Genomic DNA, 17,012 nt, shown 5'->3' with positions numbered 1-17,012 from the left:
TCCGGCGGCGCAGGCTGTGGCTATGCGTCGGCCTTTCCTCACCCGATCAGCCCGGAACCGCAGTGCCGGCAGTGTCGCCGGTGCCATCGGCGCGGGCGCGGGCGGCGGCCAGCGTGTCGCGCAGCTCGGCCTCCATCTTCTTGAGCTCTTCCTCGGCGGCCGCGCGCTTGGCCTTGCCCTCGTCTGCGATCTGAAGGCTTTCCTGGATGGTTCCGATCAGGTCGGCATTGGCCTTTTTCACCGCTTCGATGTCGAACACTCCGCGCTCCATCTCTTGCCGGATCAGCTTGTTGCTTTCGCGCAGGTTGGCGGCGTTCGAGGTCAGAAGCTCGTTGGTCAGGTCGTTGGCGTCGCGCACGGCGGCGGCGGCCTCGGCGCTGCGCTGGATGGTGACCGCTTGCGCCAACTGAGTTTCCCAGAGCGGCACGGTATTGACCAGGGTCGAGTTGATCTTGGTCACCAGCGATTTGTCGTTTTCCTGCACCAGTCGGATCGAGGGCAGCGATTGCATCGTCACCTGGCGGGTCAGTTTCAGGTCATGCACCCGGCGTTCCAGATCGTCGCGGGCGGCGCGCAGGTCGCGCAGCTCCTGCGCCTTCATCACCTGTTCGCCTTCGGGGGCGGCATCGACAGCGGCGGCCAGTGCCGGGATGTCCTGGCTGTCCAATTCGGTCAGCTTTTCCTCGCCCGCCGCGATGTAAAGCGCCAGTTCGTCGTAGAACCGCAGCGTCTTTTCATAGAGCAGGTCGAGCGACTTGATATCCTTCAGCAGTGTGTGTTCGTGGCCCAGCAGGTTGTCGGTGATCTTGTCGATCTGGGCCTGCACCTCTTCGAACCGGGCGGTGAACTTGGCAAAGGGCGCGGCGCGGCCGATCAGCCTTTCCCACCAGCTGCGTTCGCGGCGCACGTCCAACTCGCTGACGGAAAAGCCGCGAATAGTGGTGACGATGCCGCGCAGGCTGTCGCCCGCCGGTCCCACATCCTTGTTGCGGACATCGGCCAGCATGGCCTGGCTGATCTCCTGCAACTCGGCCTGTGCGCCGGAGCCGAAACGCACGATCGAGTTTGTATCGCCCATGTCGATCTCGCCCATGCGGCGGCGGATCTCGGTGCCGACCGGTTCGTCGGCCTCGGCCAGCGGCACCACCTCGGCGCGGGGTTCGGGCAGGGTGACGGCGGTCACTTCCTCGACCAGGCCAACCGCCTCGGCCGCTTTCTTCTGTATGCTGTCGGACATCGGGGTTCCTTTCGGGTTGGGCCGGTCAGTCGAGCCGGACGCCTTCGCGCTGCAAGCGGTCGCGCAGCACGTCGATTTCAACGGTCAGATCGCTGCGGTCATCCAGCAGCATCTTGCGGGTGCGGGCGGTAAAGTTCTGCTCCAGATCGTCGAGCAGGGCCAGATAGTCGGCGCGCGCGCCGGCATCGCGGGTGCGGGCGTGGATATCGGCGAATTTCACCGTCGCATCGCGGGCACCGCGCAGGTAGACGGTGAGGTATTTGCGGGCGCCGGTCAGATCGCGTGGGTCCTCTTCTACGGTGCGAAAAAGTTCGCGCGCGGTGGCCTGAAACCTCTCGACCCGTGCGTCCAGTTGCCGATCACCGGCGCGACGGATCGCGTCGGACATCTCGCTCAGCATCCGCTCGGCCTCGCCCACGGCACGCGCGACCCGGTCCTGTTGAAAGGTGTCGACCCCCTCCATCCCCTTGTCGCGCATCGGATCGGCGCCAAAGGCCAGAAGATGCAACGCCGAGGCCGCGACCCCGAACAGCACACCTGCCAGGATCGACGCTTCGCCAGCCATCATCCCGGATTTGTAGACTGCAAGCGCGGTGCCGAGACCGGTCAGCGCGGTGGCGAACAGCTTGCGCGGGATCGCCGGGCGGCGTGCGACCCGGCGCGCGTGATAGGCGGCCTCGGCCCTCAGCCCCTCGCGCAAGAGCAGCGCCGCCCCGGTCCACAGACCGGCTGCGCCGAGCCCCAGAACCAGCCCGATGGCGCCATCGTTGAGCGAGGTAAAGACCAGCGGGATCGCGGGCACGAACAGCGCGTTGGCGCGGGCACCCGCCGGATCGACGCGGGCGCCGTCGAACTGGCCGCGCGGGGCCGGTTCGCTCGGTTGCTCTGCCTCGGGGCTGAATTTGCCGCCATAACGCTGCGCCATCGAGTCAGAGCCCTCCCAGCCAGCCGGTGCTCACACCAAAGAGCAGCACGAGAAGCGCGGCAAAGGCCAGTTTCTGGACACCGGTCTGTGACATTGTCTTCCCCTCTGAACTGCGGTTGCGGCGAATCTAGGCGATGCGGCGCGGGCTTGCTAGGGGGAAGGTTGCCTTCTGCGGCTCAGGAACGCGGTTTGCCGCCGCCGGGGCGCCTGGGCGGTTTGCCGCCGGGTTTTGCGGCAGGCCGGGCGTCGGGGCCCGCGTTGCGCCGTCCTGTGCCGGGTTTGGCCGCCCCGGTCGCGCGCGGTTTGCCTGTCCCGTCGCCGCGGGGCTTTGGGAGGCCACTCGCGCGACCCTTTGCCGAAGAGCCTCCGCGAGAAGGCGCTTGTGTTGACGCCCCCGGCTTGCGCTGGCGTTGAGGCCGGGCGGGGCGTTCGTCGGTCGGCTTGTCCTCGGCATCCAGCCCCAACTGGTCACGCAGCACGCGACGGCGCACCTCCTCGACCTTGCCGGGTGCAAGGGTGCCCAGCTGGAACGGACCATAGGAGACCCGGATCAGCCGGTTCACCACCAGCCCGATATCCTCCATCGCGCGGCGGATCTCGCGGTTCTTGCCTTCGCGCAGGCCAACGGTCAGCCAGGCATTTGCGCCCTGCTGACGGTCGAGCGTCACGATCATCGGCTGGAACCGCTCGCCCTCAATCACCAGGCCCTGGCGCAGCGGCGCGAAATCCTCGTCCTTGGGCGTACCCTTGATCCGCACCCGGTATTTGCGCAGCCATCCGGTCGAGGGCAGTTCGAGCTGCCGCTTGATGGCGCCGTCATTGGTCAGCAGCAACAGCCCCTCGGAATTGAGGTCGAGACGGCCTACGCTCATCACCCGCGGCATCTCCTCGGGCAGGTCGTCGAAAATGGTTTTGCGTCCCTTTTCGTCACGCGCCGTGGTCACCAGCCCTGTGGGCTTGTGATAGAGCCACAGTCGCGCCGGTTCGGCGGCGGCCAGCGGCGCGCCATCGACCGTCACGCGGTCGCGCTCGGTCACGTTCAGCGCCGGGCTGGCGATCACCTTGCCGTTGACCGCGACGCGGCCGGCCTCGATCATGCGTTCGGCCTCGCGGCGCGAGGCGACGCCCGCGCGCGACAGGATCTTGGCGATGCGCTCGCCGGGGGGAGGGGTGTTGCTCATCCCCGCGCAATAGACCATTTGCCGCGCTTGCGGAAGATGGATGATCGGGGCAGGGTCGGGCATGGTTTTCAGATCGCATATGGATCAGGCGCTGGCAGAGGCGCGCGCGGCCGCCGCGCGTGGCGAGGTGCCGGTGGGCGCGGTGATCGTGGCCCCCGACGGGCGCGTGGTGGCCGCAGCCGGCAATCGCACGCGCGAGACCTGCGATCCCACCGCGCATGCCGAGATCGTGGCCCTGCGCGCGGCCTGCGCCGCCGCCGGGTCCGAGCGGTTGGTGGGGCATGACCTCTATGTGACGCTGGAGCCGTGTGCCATGTGCGCGGCGGCGCTGGCTGCGGCGCGCATCCGGCGGGTGTATTATGGCGCGGCGGATCCGAAATCGGGCGGGGTGGCGCATGGGGCGCGGGTGTTTTCGCACCCCCAGGCCCATCACGCGCCCGAGGTCTATGACGGTATCGGCGGAGAGGAAGCGGCGGAGCTGTTGCGCGGGTTTTTCGCCGAACGGCGGGACAAGGGAGCGGAGTGAGATGGAATTCAGGTTTCGCGAGGGCGAAGAGGTAACGGAACTGCCCGAGGCCACCGATGCGGGCGTCTATTTCATCGGCCGCATCCGTACCCCCTGGACCGACCGCAAGGACTGTCCCCGGCAAGGGCGCGAGGACGGGCCGGAATGCCGGATCGAGCTGGATGCGCGCTGGGCGCCCGCGCTGCGCGGGATCGACGTGTATGAACGCCTCGACGTGCTCTACTGGCTAGACAAGAGCCGCCGCGACCTGGTCACCCAGAACCCCAAGAGCGATGGCAAGCTGTTTGGCACATTCGCCCTGCGCTCGCCGCAGCGGCCCAACCCGATCGGCCTGTCGCGGGTGCGGCTGGAACGGGTGGAGGGCACCACGCTGGTGGTGCGCGGCCTCGATTGCCTGGACGGCACGCCGCTGATCGACATCAAGCCCAACCGCTGTGAGTTCACGCCCAAGGCGGCGCCGAAAGAAACCGTACAGGGCTGAGCGCGCCGTCGTCAGCACATCTGTGGGCATCAAAGCTTGGTGAAATCCACATCTGACGCTAATCAAGATCAGGGCATGCGAAAGGCGACACGATGCACAGAAGAGATATCCTGCGGGCAGGGGGCGCGTTTGGGCTGATGGGGATGGCGGGACAGGCAGGGGCGGCGGGGGCCGGGTTTCATGTGCCCCCCGAAGAGGCGCGTCATGACCGCACCTTCATGCAGTGGCCGGTCAATCGCCGGGTGCATCCCGATCCGGTCTTTCTGGACATGGCGCAGCAGACCATTGCCGATATCGCCAATGCGATTGTGGCGTTCGAACCGGTCGTGATGCTGGCCGCCGCCGAGGATCACGCGGGCGCCCGCAGAAAGCTGTCGGACAAGGTCGCGCTCTGGGACATCCCGACCGAGGATCTGTGGTGCCGCGATGCCGGGCCGCTCTTTGCGCTGGACGGGCGGGGCGGGCTGGCGGTCAGTCATATCCAGTTCAACGGCTGGGGCCGCAAGCAGGTGCATCGCCGCGACGCGCGCATCGCCGAGCAGGTGGCGCAACGCCTGGGCCTGCCGCTGCTGCCCGCCGGATTGCGGGGCGAGGCGGGCGGGGTCGAGCAGGACGGCCATGGCCTTCTCCTGGCGCATGAAAGCTCGTGGGTGAACGACAACCGCAATCCCGGCCTGTCGCGGGCCGAGATCGAGGCGCGGCTGTTGCGCGCCTATGGGGCGCAGCGGATGATCTGGGCGCCGGGCGTCTTGGGCGAGGATATCACCGATTACCATATCGACAGCCTGGCCCGGTTCACCGGGCCGGGGCGGGTGCTGATCAACCTGCCCGACGATCCTGACATGGACGACCCGTTCCACCGGGCGGCGCTCGATACCCATGACGCGCTGGTGGCGGCAGGCCTGAAGGTCGAGGTCATTCCCGAACCGCACCGGCGGCGGGTCAAGAGCATCGACTTTGTCGCCTCTTACGCCAACTACTACGTCTGCAACGGCGCCGTGATCGCGGCCGAGTTCGGCGATGCCGAGACCGACCGCATCGCCGCACGGGCGCTGGCGCGGCACTATCCCGGGCGCGAGGTCGTCACGCTGAACGTCGATCCGCTGGGCGAGATGGGCGGCGGCATCCATTGCGCCACCCAGCAGATGCCCGCCACATGAGCTGGCTTTCGCGACATGCGGCCTCGATCGAGGCATTGGCGGCCATGGCCACCGCCGCACTGGCGTTGGCGGCGCTGATCGGGGTCAAGATCCAGCTTGACGAGGCCGACCGCCTGCAACGCCAGCAATCCGCGCGCGAGGCGTTTCGTGCCCATCTGGCACTGGCTGCGACGCTGCCCGATTTTGCTGCGCCCGCAGACGAGTGCGCGTTGCTCCACTCGGACCGGGGTGGCGCCTATTCCGCCTTTGTCGACCATCTTCTTTACTCTGCCGAACAGATGCTGGGTGTCAGCGAGGGATGGGAAACGTCGTTCATGGCCCTCTTCGAACCACACCGGACCTATCTCTGCTCTGACGAGTCGCAGGGGGGCGAAACCGAGGAAACCGCCGCCCTGCTGGCACGATTCCGGGCCTCGACCTGCGCCGAAATACCTGCCTGCGACTGAGCCGGGTCAGCCCCTGACCACGATCCCGCGCGGGATATCGGCCAGGCATTTGCCGCCCTCGGGCGTGATGACAAAGCTTTCCGTGATCGCTACGCCCCAGTCCGGGGTCCAGAGGCCGGGCATCAGGTGAAAGGTCATGTTCTCGGCCAGCGGCGTGGAATCGCCGGGCCGCAGGCTCATGGTGCGCTCGCCCCAGTCGGGCGGATAGGAAAGGCCGATGGGATAGCCGGTGCGGTTGCCTTTGACGTATCCAGCCCGCGCAAAGCTGTCGTAGACGCAGGCCGCCACCTCCTCGCAGGTCACGCCGGGGCGCGCACGGGTCATGGTGTCGTCGATGGCGGTCAGGATCGCCTCTTCTGCACGGCGGATATCGGCGGGCACCTCGCCCAGATAAAGCGTGCGGCTGGCCGGGCAGTGATAGCGGTGATAACAGCCCGAGATCTCGAAATAGGTGGCCTCACCCCGGGTCAGAGGACGGTCGTTCCAGGTGATGTGCGAGGCCGAGGCCTCCAGCCCCGAAGGGGCAATGGGGGCAATCGCGGGATAGTCGCCTGCCAGCCCATCGGGGCCTGCGACGCCCGCCGCCTGCACCTCGGCCACCAGCTCGTGTTTCGGGCGGCCCTCGCGGAACCCGTCGCGCAGGACCGAATGCATATGCGCGGTCAGCACACCTGCCTTGCGCATCAGGACCAGTTCGGCGGAGCTCTTGACCGCACGTTGCCAGTTCACCAGCCCGGTCGCATCCGCCAGCGCATCGCGGCCAAAGGCGGCTTCGAGCACCGCGTGGGACTTGGCCGAGTAATAGTAATTGTCCATCTCGACCCCCAGCGCCCGGGTCCAGCCGCGCTCGCGCAGCAGGGTCACCAAGGCATCGACGGGATGGTGGTCGGGATGCTGGACGTGTTCCTCGGGCCAGTCGAACAGGTCTTCGGGTCCGAGCCAGGTGGTCTGCGCCGCCCCCGGCTTGTCCTGCGTCCGCCCCCACCAGAGAGGGTTGCCGCTGGCATGCAGGATGACCAGCTGCGGCACGTAAAAGCTCCAGCCGTCATACCCGGTAAGCCAGGCCATGTTCGACGGGTCGGCGACCAGAAGGGTCTCGACCCCAGCCGCCGCCATTGCGGCGCGGGTGCGGGACAGGCGGTCGGCGTATTCAGTGGTGGAGAAATCGCTGGCTGGCATTGGCAGGGTCCTTCTTACAGAGGTTCCGGGCGCCCGGTCAGGTGATAGAGGACATGATCGCCCTCGAGCCCCTTGAGCGGGGTAGCGATGGAATCGGAATAGTCGAAATCATGCTGCGACCCGACCATGTTGCGCGTTGCCTCAGACAACAGGATATCGCCCGCTCCGGCAAAAGAGGCGATGCGGGCGGCTTTGTTCACCACGGTGCCAAAGAAATCGCCCCTGTTTTCGACCACTTCGCCGGTATGCAGGCCGATGCGCAGGGCAAGGCGCGAGCCTTGCGTCCCGGCCCGAATGGCCGAGGCCGCGCGGACTGCGCCGGTCGCGGATTGAAAGGATGACATTGTGCCGTCGCCCAGCGATTTGACCAACGTACCGCCATGCTCGGTCACGATTGCCTCGACCCGGCGGAAATGAGCGTCGATCAGGCGCACCCATTCCGCATCGCCCATGGCTGCGGCCAGGGCCGAACTGTCGACGATATCGGTGAACATGATGGTGGCGAGCCCGCCGGTGCCGAACCGGTGCGATCCGGCCTGGGCCGCCGCGATCAGGCGTTGAAAGGCGGTGTGTTCGATCCCCAGCTTGTCGCGGTTCGAGTCGGCCTGCGAGATATGGTGCTGCACCATCTTCCAACTGCCGCGTTCCAGCACAAAGACAAAGGTCACCCGGTGGGTGCCCCGGCTGCCGGTGCTGGAAAAGGTGTAATGGCTCTGATAACTGGCCCAGCCGGTTTCGCCATGCTCATAGGCCTCGATCTCGATGTCCTCTTCGATGAAATCGGGGACCTCGGCCAGATGGTCGGCGATGCCGTCGCGCACCAGCTGCCCACGCCAAAGCTCGCCAGCGGCGCTGCCGATATAGACCAGCGCGTCGGATTGCGACAGGTAATGCGGCAGGTCGGCCACCTTGTGGCTGCGGATCAGGGTGGTCCAGCGGCGCACGATGGCCTCGATCTCTGGCGAGCGCTGGATCATGACCGCCACTCCAGCCGGTGGACCCGGTGCAGGCCGTCGAAACCTTTGAGCGGGATGTCCGCCGGCGGGAGAATGACCACGCCCTCCACCGCGCCGGTCAAGTCGCGGGTATCGCCGGAAATCACGATCTCGCCCGGTGCCGCGGCGGCGGCGATGCGGGCGGCCTTGTTGACCACGGTGCCAAAGAAATCCTCGCGGGTCTGGATCACCTCGCCGGTATGAATGCCGATCCGCAGGGCAATGGCGGGGCCGTCCGAGGCCTCGGTCGCGCGCAATATGGCCTGCGCCGCGCGCAACCCCTGTTCGGGTGAGGGAAAGCTCGACATGGTGCCATCGCCCAGCGATTTGACGAACTGTCCGCCCCGCGCCTCGATGATCTCGCGCAGCGTGTTGAAGTGGCGGGCCACCTCGGACGACCACAGCCGGTCGCCCATGGCCGAGGCGAGGCGCGAGGAATTGACGATGTCGGTGAACATGACCGAGGCGAAGCCCTCGCGCTGATCCAGCGAGAACCCCTGTTTCGCGGCGGCGACCAGATCGGCGATGGCCGTCTGTGCGGCACCGGTGAACTCCATGTTCGGGATCGGGACCGATCCATGGCGATGCACGATCTTCCACGCGCCGTCCTCGAGCGTGAAGATCAGGGTTGAACGGATCTGGAACACCCGGTCGGGCTGAGGGGCAAAAACCAGTTCATGACTCATGCAGGCCCAGCCGGTGCCGTTGTGTTCGTAAGCTTCGGCAAAGGTCTCGTCATGTCTGATCAGATCGGGAATGTCGCCAAAGAAATCTCCGATCCCCTCGCGTACCGATGGGCCGGCCCAGATCTCGTTCTCTCCGGTTCCGACAAAGCGCAGGTATTCGCGTTCGGTCAGCAGGTTGCGCAGATCGTTTGGCCGCCTGTTGGGAATCGCGTCGATCCAGCGCCGTGCAATCGCCAGCAACTCGGGAGAGACGACAACGCGGCTCATTTCCGCCACTCCAGCCGGTGGATGACATGTTCGCCCGCGAGCCCCTTGAGCGGCGTGGTGACCGGGTCGGCAAAGCGAAATTCGCGGCCGCCGACCAGGATGCGGGTCGCGTCCGACAGCCGGATGTCGCCGGGTTGCGCGAGGCCTGCGATCCGCGCGGCCTTGTTCACCACCAAGCCGAAGAAATCGCCGCTGGCCTCGGTGACCTGTCCGCTGTGCACTCCGATACGCACGTGGAGGGGAGGTTCCGTTTCGCGCTCGGCCATCCGCTCCTGGATCGCCTGAGCCGCCATCAGCGCGGGACTGGCACCGTGAAAGGCCGACATGGTACCGTCCCCAAGTGTCTTGACGAGCTCGCCCTTATGCCGGGTTACGATTGTCTTGATCTCATGCACATGGTTCTGAACCAGATCGCTCCACGCCGCATCGCCGATGGTTTCCGTGATCACTGTGCTGTCGGCGATGTCGGTGAACATGACCGTGGCCAGCCCGGCTTGTCCGAGGTTTGGCCGGTCGCGCGCGGCGGCCTTTGCGATCTCGTCGAAGTTGCCCGGATCGTACCCCAGCGAGGTGGCGTTTGGGACCGGGTTCGAGTTGTGGATATGAACGATTTTCCACTGGGCCTCTTCGAGGCCGAAAACGATGGTGCCCCGGAATTGGATTTTTGTGCCCGTATCCGGCGTGACCATTGTTGCGCTCCAGACCGACCAGCCCATGACATCCCGCTCGAATGCATGGATGTCGATATCCTCGTAGCGGAAGACGGCAAGCTCTTCGCGGGTTCCGGAAAAGAACCTGCGCAGCATGTCTCCGGTGAACAACTCGCCTTCGGCGGATCCAAGGTAGAGCAGCGCGCTGCTTTGTGAGAATAGTCCGCTGGTAGATCCGTCGCGCCGGGCCGTGCACTGAAGAAACCGCCTGGTAATGGCGGCGAGTTCTGGCGAATTCTGGTAGCGGTCGGGCATGCAGAGCCTCCGGCCGGCGGAAAAAGGGACAACTGTTTTCTTTCTAAGGCCTCCGGCGGCTTTCCCGCAATCTCTTGAATGCGTGCTGGGCAGCCCGGGTGCCGGGTTCGGGCCGACGGGAAACATGCAAGGGGCAGGAAACATTCATGTAGTTTTCACCATCGAAGTCTTTCAGCCTGCGCAGCAGTCCTCGGGGTGAAGAAGGCAGGTTGGAAGAACTGTTCGGTTAGTCTCGCCACTCCAGCAGATGGGTCAGGTGGTCTCCCTCAAGCCCGCGCAGGGCCACGGCGGCGGGATTGACAAAGACAAAACCGCCACTATCGCCGACCATCAGACGGGTGGCATCCGAGACCCGGATTTCCCCCGGCCCGGCAAGGGCGGCGATGCGGGCGGCCTTGTTGACCACGGTGCCGAAAACGTCACTGTCGCCGGCGATCAGGTCTCCGGTATGCAGGCCGATGCGGATACGCAGCCGGGGTTCGCTCTCGGCCGCGTCCATTGCCGTTTGGGCGGCTGTGGCGGCCGACAGCGCGGCGCGGGCCGAGGGAAAGCTGGACATGGTGCCGTCGCCAAGTGACTTGATCAATGTCCCGCCCAGACCCTCGACCAGCTGCCTCATCTTGCCGATATGGGCCTTGACCGCTTTCGACCACGGCGCGTCGCCCAGGGCGACCGCGATGGCAGTGCTGTCGGCGATATCGGTGAACATGATCGTTGCCAGCCCGGTTCGGTCCGGTGTCTCGGTCCCGGACAGGGCGGCGTTCAACAGGTCGTCGAAGCGCGCAAGCTCTCGCCCCAGACCTTCGGTATTGGTTCGCGGGATCGAGTTATGGACATGCGCGATGCGCCACTGGCCCTGTTGCAGGTGAAAGATCAGGGTTGTGCGCACCTCGGCGGCGGTCCCATCGGGTGCCTCGGCCTCGTGCACCGTGATCGACCAGCCCGCCGGGCCACAGGCAAAACCGTCGATCGAAGTGAAGCGCAGGCGCATCGGGGGATGCGCCTCGACGAACCGGCCAAAGGCATGCCGGAACTCTGGCCCCCGGCCGATTTCTTCGGGGGCGGTGCCGACGTAATACAAAAGCGCGTCGTCCGTCAGCAGGTTAACCATCGTGGCGCTGTCACCGCCGGCATAGGCTTCGTGCCAGCGCCGTGCGATGGCGGCAATCTCGGGGCTGGGCTGGATCGACACGCTCACTCCCGCCACTCCAGCCTGTGGGTCACATGCCGCCCGTCCAGTCCCTTCAGGGCGACTTCGACAGGCGGCGAGAACCGGAACCTCCGGGCGCCACCGACCATGATGCGGGTGGCGTCCGACAGACAGATTTCTCCGGGTGCGGTCAGTGCGGCGACCCGTGCGGCCTTGTTGACGACGGTTCCGAACATGTCGCCGTCCTGTTCGACCAGATCGCCCGTGTGCAGGCCGACCCGGATGCACAACTGCGGCTCGTCCTCGCTGGCGGAGATGGTCCGTTGCAGCTCTGCGGCCGCCGTCAGCGCGCCCGAGGCCGAGGCGAAGGCCGACATGGTGCCGTCACCCAGCGTCTTGACCAATGTGCCACCATGATCTGTCACGATGACTTCGACCTGTTTCAGGTGCCTGCTGACCGCGACCGACCAGCTGGTGTCGCCCAGGGTTTCGGCCAGCACCGAACTGTCCGCGATGTCGGTGAACATGATCGTTGCAAGGCCTGTGCGCGTGAACTCGGCGGGGGTGGCAAGTGCGGCTTCGAGCAGGTCCTCGAAGCCGCGCGATTCGTATCCCAGCGCCTCCATGTTCGAGACCGGGTTCGAGTTGTGCACATGCACGATCCGCCAGACGCCCTGTTCCAGGTGCAGCACAAAGGTGGAGCGAAAGGTGATCTCCTTGCCGGTATCCAGCGACACCCTTTCACCGAACCATTCGACCCAGCCCAGTTCACCGCATTCAAAACCGCGAAACTCGTCCCGGTCCCAGGCAAAGCTGGGGATGTCCTGCATATAGCGTGCCATGCCCCGGCGCAGTGTGTCGCCGCGCCAGATCTCCCCATGGGACGAACCAATGTAACCCAGCGCCGGATCGTCCGAGAACAGGTTGGTCACGGTCACGTTGTCCCCCGACGCATAGGACCGCAGCCACCGGCGGACGATGGCACCAAGCTCGGGCGAGGGGGTGATGGCGGCCATGGTGTCAGACGTCGATGGATTGCATCACCTGTGGCTCGATTACGTCGACACCGGGCAGACCGTCGATCAGGGCCTGGGCCGACTGTTCCAGGATCGGGAAGGTGCGGTAGTGGCAGGGGATCACCGTCTTGAAGTCGAAATAGCGCTTGGCGGCATAGGCCGCGCCCTGCATGTCCATGGTGAAATGGCCCCCGGCACTGAGAATGCCGATATCGGGTTTGTAATAATCCCCCATCCAGTCCATGTCGGCCATGATGCCGGTATCGCCCGACAGATAGACCACATGCCCCTCGGCGGCGATCATGTAACCCACCTCGGACCCGCCGCTGCGCAGCCCCTCCGGCGTGGTGAAGGTCGAGCTGTGCGAGGCCGGCACCATCGATACCCGCACCCCGTTCAGGGTCACCGTGCCACCCTTGTTGAATCCCACGGTCTCGATCTCTTCGGCCTCGCTCCAATAGCCCATCAGATCGTATTGCCCCACCACCGGCACCTTGAGCAGACGCGCCAGCGGCAGCACATCGACCACATGGTCGAAATGGGTATGGGTCAGCAGGATATGGGTGGCGCCCATGACGGCTGCGTCATGCTGATCCTCGGGCAGGGAAGGGTTGCCATTGAGCCAGGGATCGACCAGCAGCACGGCATCGCCGCTCTCGATCCGGAAACTGCCATGTCCCAGCCAGATGATCTTCATGTGTCTTTCTCCCTGATATGTCTTGGTTTCACCCTAGCACCCACTAGATGAAAATCCATGGATTGGTTGCGCGAAATCGACGGCTATTGCGAAAGGCTGGGGCCGGGATACTGGGCCGAGCCGGTGAACGCTGTGACCAACCTTGCCTTTGTGCTGGCGGCCGTCCTGATGTGGTGGCGCACGCGGGGCGCGCGTGACCGGATCGAGACGGCACTGATCGCTGTACTGGCGCTGATCGGGCTGGGCAGTTTCCTGTTCCACACTTATGCGCAGGTCTGGGCCGCACTGGCCGATACGCTGCCCATCGTGGCCTATGTGCTGATCTATATCTATGCGATCAACCGCGCCGGATGGGGCCTGCGCATGCCGCAGGCGCTGCTGCTGACGGGGGGCTTCTTTCCGTATGCCGCTGCCACGGTGCCGCTGTTCGGGTTGTTTCCGGGCCTCGGCGGGTCGGCGGCCTATGCGCCGATCCCGTTTCTGATCCTGGTCTATGCCGCCCTGTTGCACCGCCGGGCGCCCGCGCTGGCCCGCGGTCTGGCGCTGGGCGCGGGGATTCTTGTTCTTTCGATCACGTTTCGGGCGCTGGACGATCCGCTGTGTGGGGGCTGGCCTCTGGGTACCCATTTCCTCTGGCATCTGTTGAACGCGCTCATGCTGGGCTGGATGATCGAGGTCTATCATCGTCATCGGCGCGGGATCCGAGCCTGAGTTTCCGGGATTGACGGAACCGGTTTGGACCGCCGATATGGGCCGCTGAAACGGGGAGAGGCGGATATGGGCGATCTGACGGCAGATGTTCTGGTGGTCGGCGGCGGCACCGCGGGCTTTGGTGCGGCGGTGACAGCGGGACGGCTGGGGCTCGATGTGGTGCTGCTCGAGGCCGGGACCAAGGTGGGCGGGGTCATGGCGTTCTGTCCCGGCATGCCCTGGGGCGCGGCCTATCCGCAGGATGAGAGCATCGGCGGGCTGATGCAGGAGCTGGAGGGCCGGCTGATGGCGATGGACCCGCCGATGGCCGAGAAGCGGCCCTGCACGCTGGAAAACTTCGGCCCCGAGATCCAGTACGATCACGACGCCGCCACCACGATGATGTTCGAGATGCTGGAAGAGGCCGGCGTGCGGGTGTTCCTGGGCGCGGTGGCCATTGCCCCGGTGATGGAGGGGGACCGCATCGCCGCAGTCGAGTTCTTCGACCGGCGCGGACCGCAGCGGATTGCGGCGCGGATCGTGATCGACTGTTCCGGCGATGGCGACATCTCGGCCAAGGCGGGGGTGCCCTTCACGCTGGGCGACGGGCAGGGCAACATGATGGCGGTGACCCTGTCCTTTTTCATGGAGGGCGCCGATTGGGACCGGGTATTTGCCGAGAACGATCCCTATTTCCGCCGCTACGCAGCCAAGGGGATTGCCGAGGGGCGGCTGCATCCACATCTGGCGCAGCTCTACCTGATGAAGGGGTTCCATCGCGGCACGGTCTTCTGCAACTCGGTCGCCATTCGCGGGGTGGATGGCACCGATCCCGCCGATGTGACCCGCGCGACGCAAGAGGGGCGGCGGCGTTGCCTGCAACTGGCCCAGTTCCTGCGTTCGGATGTGCCGGGCTTCGAGGCCGCGCATATGTCGCAGCTGGGTCCGACCGTGGGTGTGCGCGAAACGCGCAAGCTGGAAGGGGTGTACAAGGTCACCGGCGCCGATCTGGCAGCGGGTACCAAGTTTGCCGACGGGATCGTTGCCTGTGACAATCCGATCGACGATGTGATGCGCACCTCGGATCAGATGACCCATGATGCCATGGTCGAGCGCGGCGGCTATTACACAATCCCTTTCCGGTCGCTGTTGCCGAAAGCGGTTGCGAACCTGATGTTCGCGGGGCGCATCCTGTCGGCCGATCTGGTGGCCTTTGCCTCGGTCCGGGGGATGCCGCAATGCATGGCGATGGGACAGGCGACCGGAACGGCGGCGCATCTGGCGATCCGCGATGGCATTCCGGTTCAGCAGGTGGATCGTGCCGAGCTGGTGGCAATGCTGATCCGGCAAGGGGTTTCGCGCCTTGGGTGACCGGCTGAAATCAATAAGTGTTCAGATTCATTCCAATATCCGTATTTTCCATCTTTGATTGATCAAAATGCTTTGCCATTCGTTCAGTTGTTTGAACGATCAGTCATGGTGATTGAACGGGTGAACATTCACGCCGGGCGCGTTGTGATGCAGTTTCCTGACACACCCGCCAACCAAGTGGCCGGGCGTTATCAGTCAACCGAAAGGAAACCAAACGATGTCTCGCATGATCACCTTTACCGCAGCCGCCCTGTCGGCCCTGCTCGCCTTTGGCCCGGCCATGGCCGCCGACGAAATCAACGTGGTGCCCGGCCTGACCGCCGCTGGCGCGCCGCTGGGCCTGCATGGGTCGGACCCGGTCGCGCTGCTCGACAAGGGCAAGAACCGCGAAGGCAGCGCCGCGCATACCGCCGTGCATGACGGCGTGGCCTATTATTTTGCCTCCGAGAAGAACCTCAAGGCGTTCCAGGCCAACCCCGATCACTACTCCGTGCAGAACGGCGGCTTCTGCACCTTTGGCGTCTCGGTGGGCAAGAAGTTCGACGGCGACCCGAACTATGCCGCCGTGGTCGACGGCAAGCTCTATGTCTTTCTGAACGAGGAAATCTACAAGATGTTCGAGCAGGACAAGGCTGGCACCATCGCCAAGGCGGCGGCCAACTGGACCAAGATCGAGCACAAGGCGGCCAAGGATCTCTGATCCCGCCCGCACCCCGGACCGGCCCGCGCGACCTCTCGCGCGGGCCGTTTCGTGTTCGGTCGCTTGACCTTTGCTGTGCGCGCCGGTCATCTGCGCGGACGCATTGGGAGTGAGCGATGACGGCGGCGGTTATGACCGACAAGGCGCGGCGCGCCGGGATCGCGGGCGCGATAGCCTGCACCACCATCTTTGCACTGACCGTTGGCCTCAGCTTTCCGCTCTTGTCGCTGGTGCTGGAGGATCAGGGTACCAGCGAGGCCGCCATCGGGGTCAACGCGGCGATGACGCCGCTGGGGATCATGATCGCCTCGCCCTTTTACCCGCGCCTGATCGAGCGATTCGGAAGCTGGCAGGTGGCCGTCGGCTCGCTGCTGCTGTCGGCGCTCTTGATCGTGGCGCTGGGGCTGACCCGGTCCTTTGGCGCCTTTCTGGTGCTGCGGCTTATGCTTGGCATGGCCGATGTGGGCATCTTCATCGTGTCGGAGACCTGGATCAACCAGCTCGCCCGCCCCGAGACGCGCGGCCGGGTGGTGGGCATCTATGCCACCGCTCTGTCTGTGGGCTTTGGTGCGGGGCCGTTCACGCTGGCGCTGATCGGATTCCAGGGGTTTGCGCCCTTTGCCGTCGGCGCGGCGTGTTGTGTCCTGGCCATCGGCGTGGTGCTGGCGGTGCGCGCCCATGCGCCGGATGTCTCGGACGAGGCGCCGGTGTCCCCGCTGGGGTTCCTGCGCTGGGCGCCGACCCTGCTGGCGGCGATCTGCGTCTATGCCTTCTGGGAGGGCGCGATGCTGTCGCTGTTTCCGGTCTTTGGACTGGCGGCGGGGCTGACGGTGGTGGTAGCAACCTCGGCCCTGTCGGTGGCGTTCCTGGGCAACACGGTGTTGCAGATCCCCATCGGATGGCTGTCGGACCGGACCTCGCGTCGGCAGGTGATGGTGCTGTGCGCGCTGATCACCACGCTGGGCGCGCTCTTGTTGCCGGGGTTGCCGGACCAGTTGCCGCTGTTTCTGGGTGTTCTCTTCGTCTTTGGCGCCACGGCGGGCGGCATCTATACCATGGCGATGTCGGAACTGGGTGACCGGTTCAGTGGCAGTGACCTGGTGGCGGGGAATGCCGCCTTTGCCATCGCCTTTGGTATGGGCGGCATGATCGGCGGGCCGATTACCGGCGCTGCGATGCAATTGACCGGCAATGGCGGTTTTGCCGGGGTTCTGGCGCTGATTTTCGCGGCAATGGCGGCGCTGGCCTATCTGCGCAGGCAGCGCGGCTGACCATCGCCATTCCGTTGCCCTTGCGACCGCGCCCATGGGGCGGTAAATGCGGGCCTGACGCAGATGAGG

Annotated in this window: 18 protein-coding genes; 8 read left to right on the top strand and 10 right to left on the bottom strand. The window is 65.5% G+C overall.

From position 1 onward, the window contains the following. Window positions 1–46 precede the first annotated feature (46 nt). From AC2FNY_RS20235 to AC2FNY_RS20225, 3 genes are all read right to left on the bottom strand, one after another. The gene (locus AC2FNY_RS20235) at window positions 47–1,237 is read right to left on the bottom strand and encodes a toxic anion resistance protein (protein WP_234139699.1); all 1,191 of its coding nucleotides are present in this window, start codon (window positions 1,235–1,237) and stop codon (window positions 47–49) included. 25 nt (window positions 1,238–1,262) lie between these two features. Beyond that, window positions 1,263–2,162: a 5-bromo-4-chloroindolyl phosphate hydrolysis family protein gene (locus AC2FNY_RS20230; protein ID WP_234139700.1), complete on the bottom strand. Its 900-nt coding sequence runs from the start codon at window positions 2,160–2,162 to the stop codon at window positions 1,263–1,265. Window positions 2,163–2,338: 176 nt separating this feature from the next. Then, entirely contained in the window at window positions 2,339–3,343 is a 1,005-nt protein-coding gene (locus AC2FNY_RS20225; protein WP_496803568.1) for a pseudouridine synthase, read from the bottom strand. A gap of 61 nt (window positions 3,344–3,404) precedes the next feature. Here AC2FNY_RS20225 and AC2FNY_RS20220 point away from each other — a divergent pair, with 61 nt between their 5' ends. The 4 genes from AC2FNY_RS20220 (at window position 3,405) to AC2FNY_RS20205 (ending at window position 5,956) form a co-directional block, all read left to right on the top strand. Then, the gene (locus tag AC2FNY_RS20220; RefSeq protein ID WP_496803567.1) at window positions 3,405–3,869 is read left to right on the top strand and encodes a nucleoside deaminase; all 465 of its coding nucleotides are present in this window, start codon (window positions 3,405–3,407) and stop codon (window positions 3,867–3,869) included. Between the two features lies 1 nt (window position 3,870). Continuing rightward, window positions 3,871–4,350, top strand: coding sequence for a tRNA (N6-threonylcarbamoyladenosine(37)-N6)-methyltransferase TrmO (gene tsaA / locus AC2FNY_RS20215; protein WP_496803566.1), 480 nt, complete (start codon window positions 3,871–3,873; stop codon window positions 4,348–4,350). A 92-nt stretch (window positions 4,351–4,442) separates the two neighbouring features. Further along, entirely contained in the window at window positions 4,443–5,510 is a 1,068-nt protein-coding gene (locus AC2FNY_RS20210; protein ID WP_496803565.1) for an agmatine deiminase family protein, read from the top strand. Continuing rightward, complete coding sequence (locus AC2FNY_RS20205) at window positions 5,507–5,956, top strand: hypothetical protein (protein WP_496803564.1); 450 nt, start codon at window positions 5,507–5,509, stop codon at window positions 5,954–5,956. The genes AC2FNY_RS20210 and AC2FNY_RS20205 overlap by 4 nt, the downstream gene beginning before the upstream one ends. 6 nt (window positions 5,957–5,962) lie before the next feature. Here the strand turns inward: AC2FNY_RS20205 and AC2FNY_RS20200 are convergent, their stop codons facing one another. The 7 genes from AC2FNY_RS20200 to AC2FNY_RS20170 all read right to left on the bottom strand — a co-directional run bounded on the left by AC2FNY_RS20200 (window position 5,963) and on the right by AC2FNY_RS20170 (window position 12,911). Further along, window positions 5,963–7,135 (bottom strand): M24 family metallopeptidase, encoded by a 1,173-nt coding sequence (locus tag AC2FNY_RS20200; protein ID WP_496803563.1) that lies wholly within the window; start codon window positions 7,133–7,135, stop codon window positions 5,963–5,965. Window positions 7,136–7,149: 14 nt separating this feature from the next. Next, window positions 7,150–8,112, bottom strand: a complete 963-nt coding sequence (locus AC2FNY_RS20195) for a nuclear transport factor 2 family protein (RefSeq protein ID WP_496803562.1) — start codon at window positions 8,110–8,112, stop codon at window positions 7,150–7,152. Further along, entirely contained in the window at window positions 8,109–9,083 is a 975-nt protein-coding gene (locus AC2FNY_RS20190; RefSeq protein ID WP_496803561.1) for an adenylate/guanylate cyclase domain-containing protein, read from the bottom strand. Before AC2FNY_RS20190 ends, AC2FNY_RS20195 begins: the two co-directional genes overlap by 4 nt. Beyond that, a complete protein-coding gene (locus tag AC2FNY_RS20185) occupies window positions 9,080–10,048 on the bottom strand; it encodes an adenylate/guanylate cyclase domain-containing protein (RefSeq protein WP_496803560.1) in 969 nt (322 codons plus the stop codon). The genes AC2FNY_RS20190 and AC2FNY_RS20185 overlap by 4 nt, the downstream gene beginning before the upstream one ends. Before the next feature lie 226 nt (window positions 10,049–10,274). After that, window positions 10,275–11,246, bottom strand: a complete 972-nt coding sequence (locus AC2FNY_RS20180; protein ID WP_496803559.1) for an adenylate/guanylate cyclase domain-containing protein — start codon at window positions 11,244–11,246, stop codon at window positions 10,275–10,277. After that, the gene (locus AC2FNY_RS20175; RefSeq protein ID WP_496803558.1) at window positions 11,243–12,214 is read right to left on the bottom strand and encodes a nuclear transport factor 2 family protein; all 972 of its coding nucleotides are present in this window, start codon (window positions 12,212–12,214) and stop codon (window positions 11,243–11,245) included. Before AC2FNY_RS20175 ends, AC2FNY_RS20180 begins: the two co-directional genes overlap by 4 nt. Window positions 12,215–12,218: 4 nt before the next feature. Beyond that, window positions 12,219–12,911: a metal-dependent hydrolase gene (locus tag AC2FNY_RS20170; RefSeq protein ID WP_234139712.1), complete on the bottom strand. Its 693-nt coding sequence runs from the start codon at window positions 12,909–12,911 to the stop codon at window positions 12,219–12,221. Window positions 12,912–12,968: 57 nt separating this feature from the next. Here AC2FNY_RS20170 and AC2FNY_RS20165 point away from each other — a divergent pair, with 57 nt between their 5' ends. The 4 genes from AC2FNY_RS20165 to AC2FNY_RS20150 all read left to right on the top strand — a co-directional run bounded on the left by AC2FNY_RS20165 (window position 12,969) and on the right by AC2FNY_RS20150 (window position 16,943). Next, complete coding sequence (locus tag AC2FNY_RS20165; protein WP_496803557.1) at window positions 12,969–13,622, top strand: ceramidase domain-containing protein; 654 nt, start codon at window positions 12,969–12,971, stop codon at window positions 13,620–13,622. 66 nt (window positions 13,623–13,688) lie between these two features. Beyond that, on the top strand, window positions 13,689–14,972 hold the full coding sequence (locus AC2FNY_RS20160; protein ID WP_496803556.1) for an FAD-dependent oxidoreductase: 1,284 nt from the start codon (window positions 13,689–13,691) through the stop codon (window positions 14,970–14,972). Window positions 14,973–15,189: 217 nt separating this feature from the next. Then, window positions 15,190–15,672, top strand: a complete 483-nt coding sequence (locus AC2FNY_RS20155; RefSeq protein WP_234171394.1) for a YHS domain-containing (seleno)protein — start codon at window positions 15,190–15,192, stop codon at window positions 15,670–15,672. Between the two features lie 116 nt (window positions 15,673–15,788). Further along, complete coding sequence (locus AC2FNY_RS20150; protein WP_496803555.1) at window positions 15,789–16,943, top strand: MFS transporter; 1,155 nt, start codon at window positions 15,789–15,791, stop codon at window positions 16,941–16,943. The last annotated feature ends 69 nt before the right edge of the window (window positions 16,944–17,012 follow it).

This window comes from Ruegeria sp. BHSC223, from assembly GCF_059613025.1.
Note: the sequence above shows the minus strand (reverse complement) of the source record. Positions and strands in the feature narration are given on the sequence as shown.

What these genes read in the sequence shown, in the direction of transcription:
- AC2FNY_RS20235 (WP_234139699.1), bottom strand. Translation starts at nt 1,237, where the DNA reads ATGTCCGACAGCATACAGAAGAAAGCGGCCGAGGCGGTTGGCCTGGTC.
- AC2FNY_RS20230 (WP_234139700.1), bottom strand. Translation starts at nt 2,162, where the DNA reads ATGGCGCAGCGTTATGGCGGCAAATTCAGCCCCGAGGCAGAGCAACCG.
- AC2FNY_RS20225 (WP_496803568.1), bottom strand. Translation starts at nt 3,343, where the DNA reads ATGAGCAACACCCCTCCCCCCGGCGAGCGCATCGCCAAGATCCTGTCG.
- AC2FNY_RS20220 (WP_496803567.1), top strand. Translation starts at nt 3,405, where the DNA reads ATGGTTTTCAGATCGCATATGGATCAGGCGCTGGCAGAGGCGCGCGCG.
- tsaA (WP_496803566.1), top strand. Translation starts at nt 3,871, where the DNA reads ATGGAATTCAGGTTTCGCGAGGGCGAAGAGGTAACGGAACTGCCCGAG.
- AC2FNY_RS20210 (WP_496803565.1), top strand. Translation starts at nt 4,443, where the DNA reads ATGCACAGAAGAGATATCCTGCGGGCAGGGGGCGCGTTTGGGCTGATG.
- AC2FNY_RS20205 (WP_496803564.1), top strand. Translation starts at nt 5,507, where the DNA reads ATGAGCTGGCTTTCGCGACATGCGGCCTCGATCGAGGCATTGGCGGCC.
- AC2FNY_RS20200 (WP_496803563.1), bottom strand. Translation starts at nt 7,135, where the DNA reads ATGCCAGCCAGCGATTTCTCCACCACTGAATACGCCGACCGCCTGTCC.
- AC2FNY_RS20195 (WP_496803562.1), bottom strand. Translation starts at nt 8,112, where the DNA reads ATGATCCAGCGCTCGCCAGAGATCGAGGCCATCGTGCGCCGCTGGACC.
- AC2FNY_RS20190 (WP_496803561.1), bottom strand. Translation starts at nt 9,083, where the DNA reads ATGAGCCGCGTTGTCGTCTCTCCCGAGTTGCTGGCGATTGCACGGCGC.
- AC2FNY_RS20185 (WP_496803560.1), bottom strand. Translation starts at nt 10,048, where the DNA reads ATGCCCGACCGCTACCAGAATTCGCCAGAACTCGCCGCCATTACCAGG.
- AC2FNY_RS20175 (WP_496803558.1), bottom strand. Translation starts at nt 12,214, where the DNA reads ATGGCCGCCATCACCCCCTCGCCCGAGCTTGGTGCCATCGTCCGCCGG.
- AC2FNY_RS20170 (WP_234139712.1), bottom strand. Translation starts at nt 12,911, where the DNA reads ATGAAGATCATCTGGCTGGGACATGGCAGTTTCCGGATCGAGAGCGGC.
- AC2FNY_RS20165 (WP_496803557.1), top strand. Translation starts at nt 12,969, where the DNA reads ATGGATTGGTTGCGCGAAATCGACGGCTATTGCGAAAGGCTGGGGCCG.
- AC2FNY_RS20160 (WP_496803556.1), top strand. Translation starts at nt 13,689, where the DNA reads ATGGGCGATCTGACGGCAGATGTTCTGGTGGTCGGCGGCGGCACCGCG.
- AC2FNY_RS20155 (WP_234171394.1), top strand. Translation starts at nt 15,190, where the DNA reads ATGTCTCGCATGATCACCTTTACCGCAGCCGCCCTGTCGGCCCTGCTC.
- AC2FNY_RS20150 (WP_496803555.1), top strand. Translation starts at nt 15,789, where the DNA reads ATGACGGCGGCGGTTATGACCGACAAGGCGCGGCGCGCCGGGATCGCG.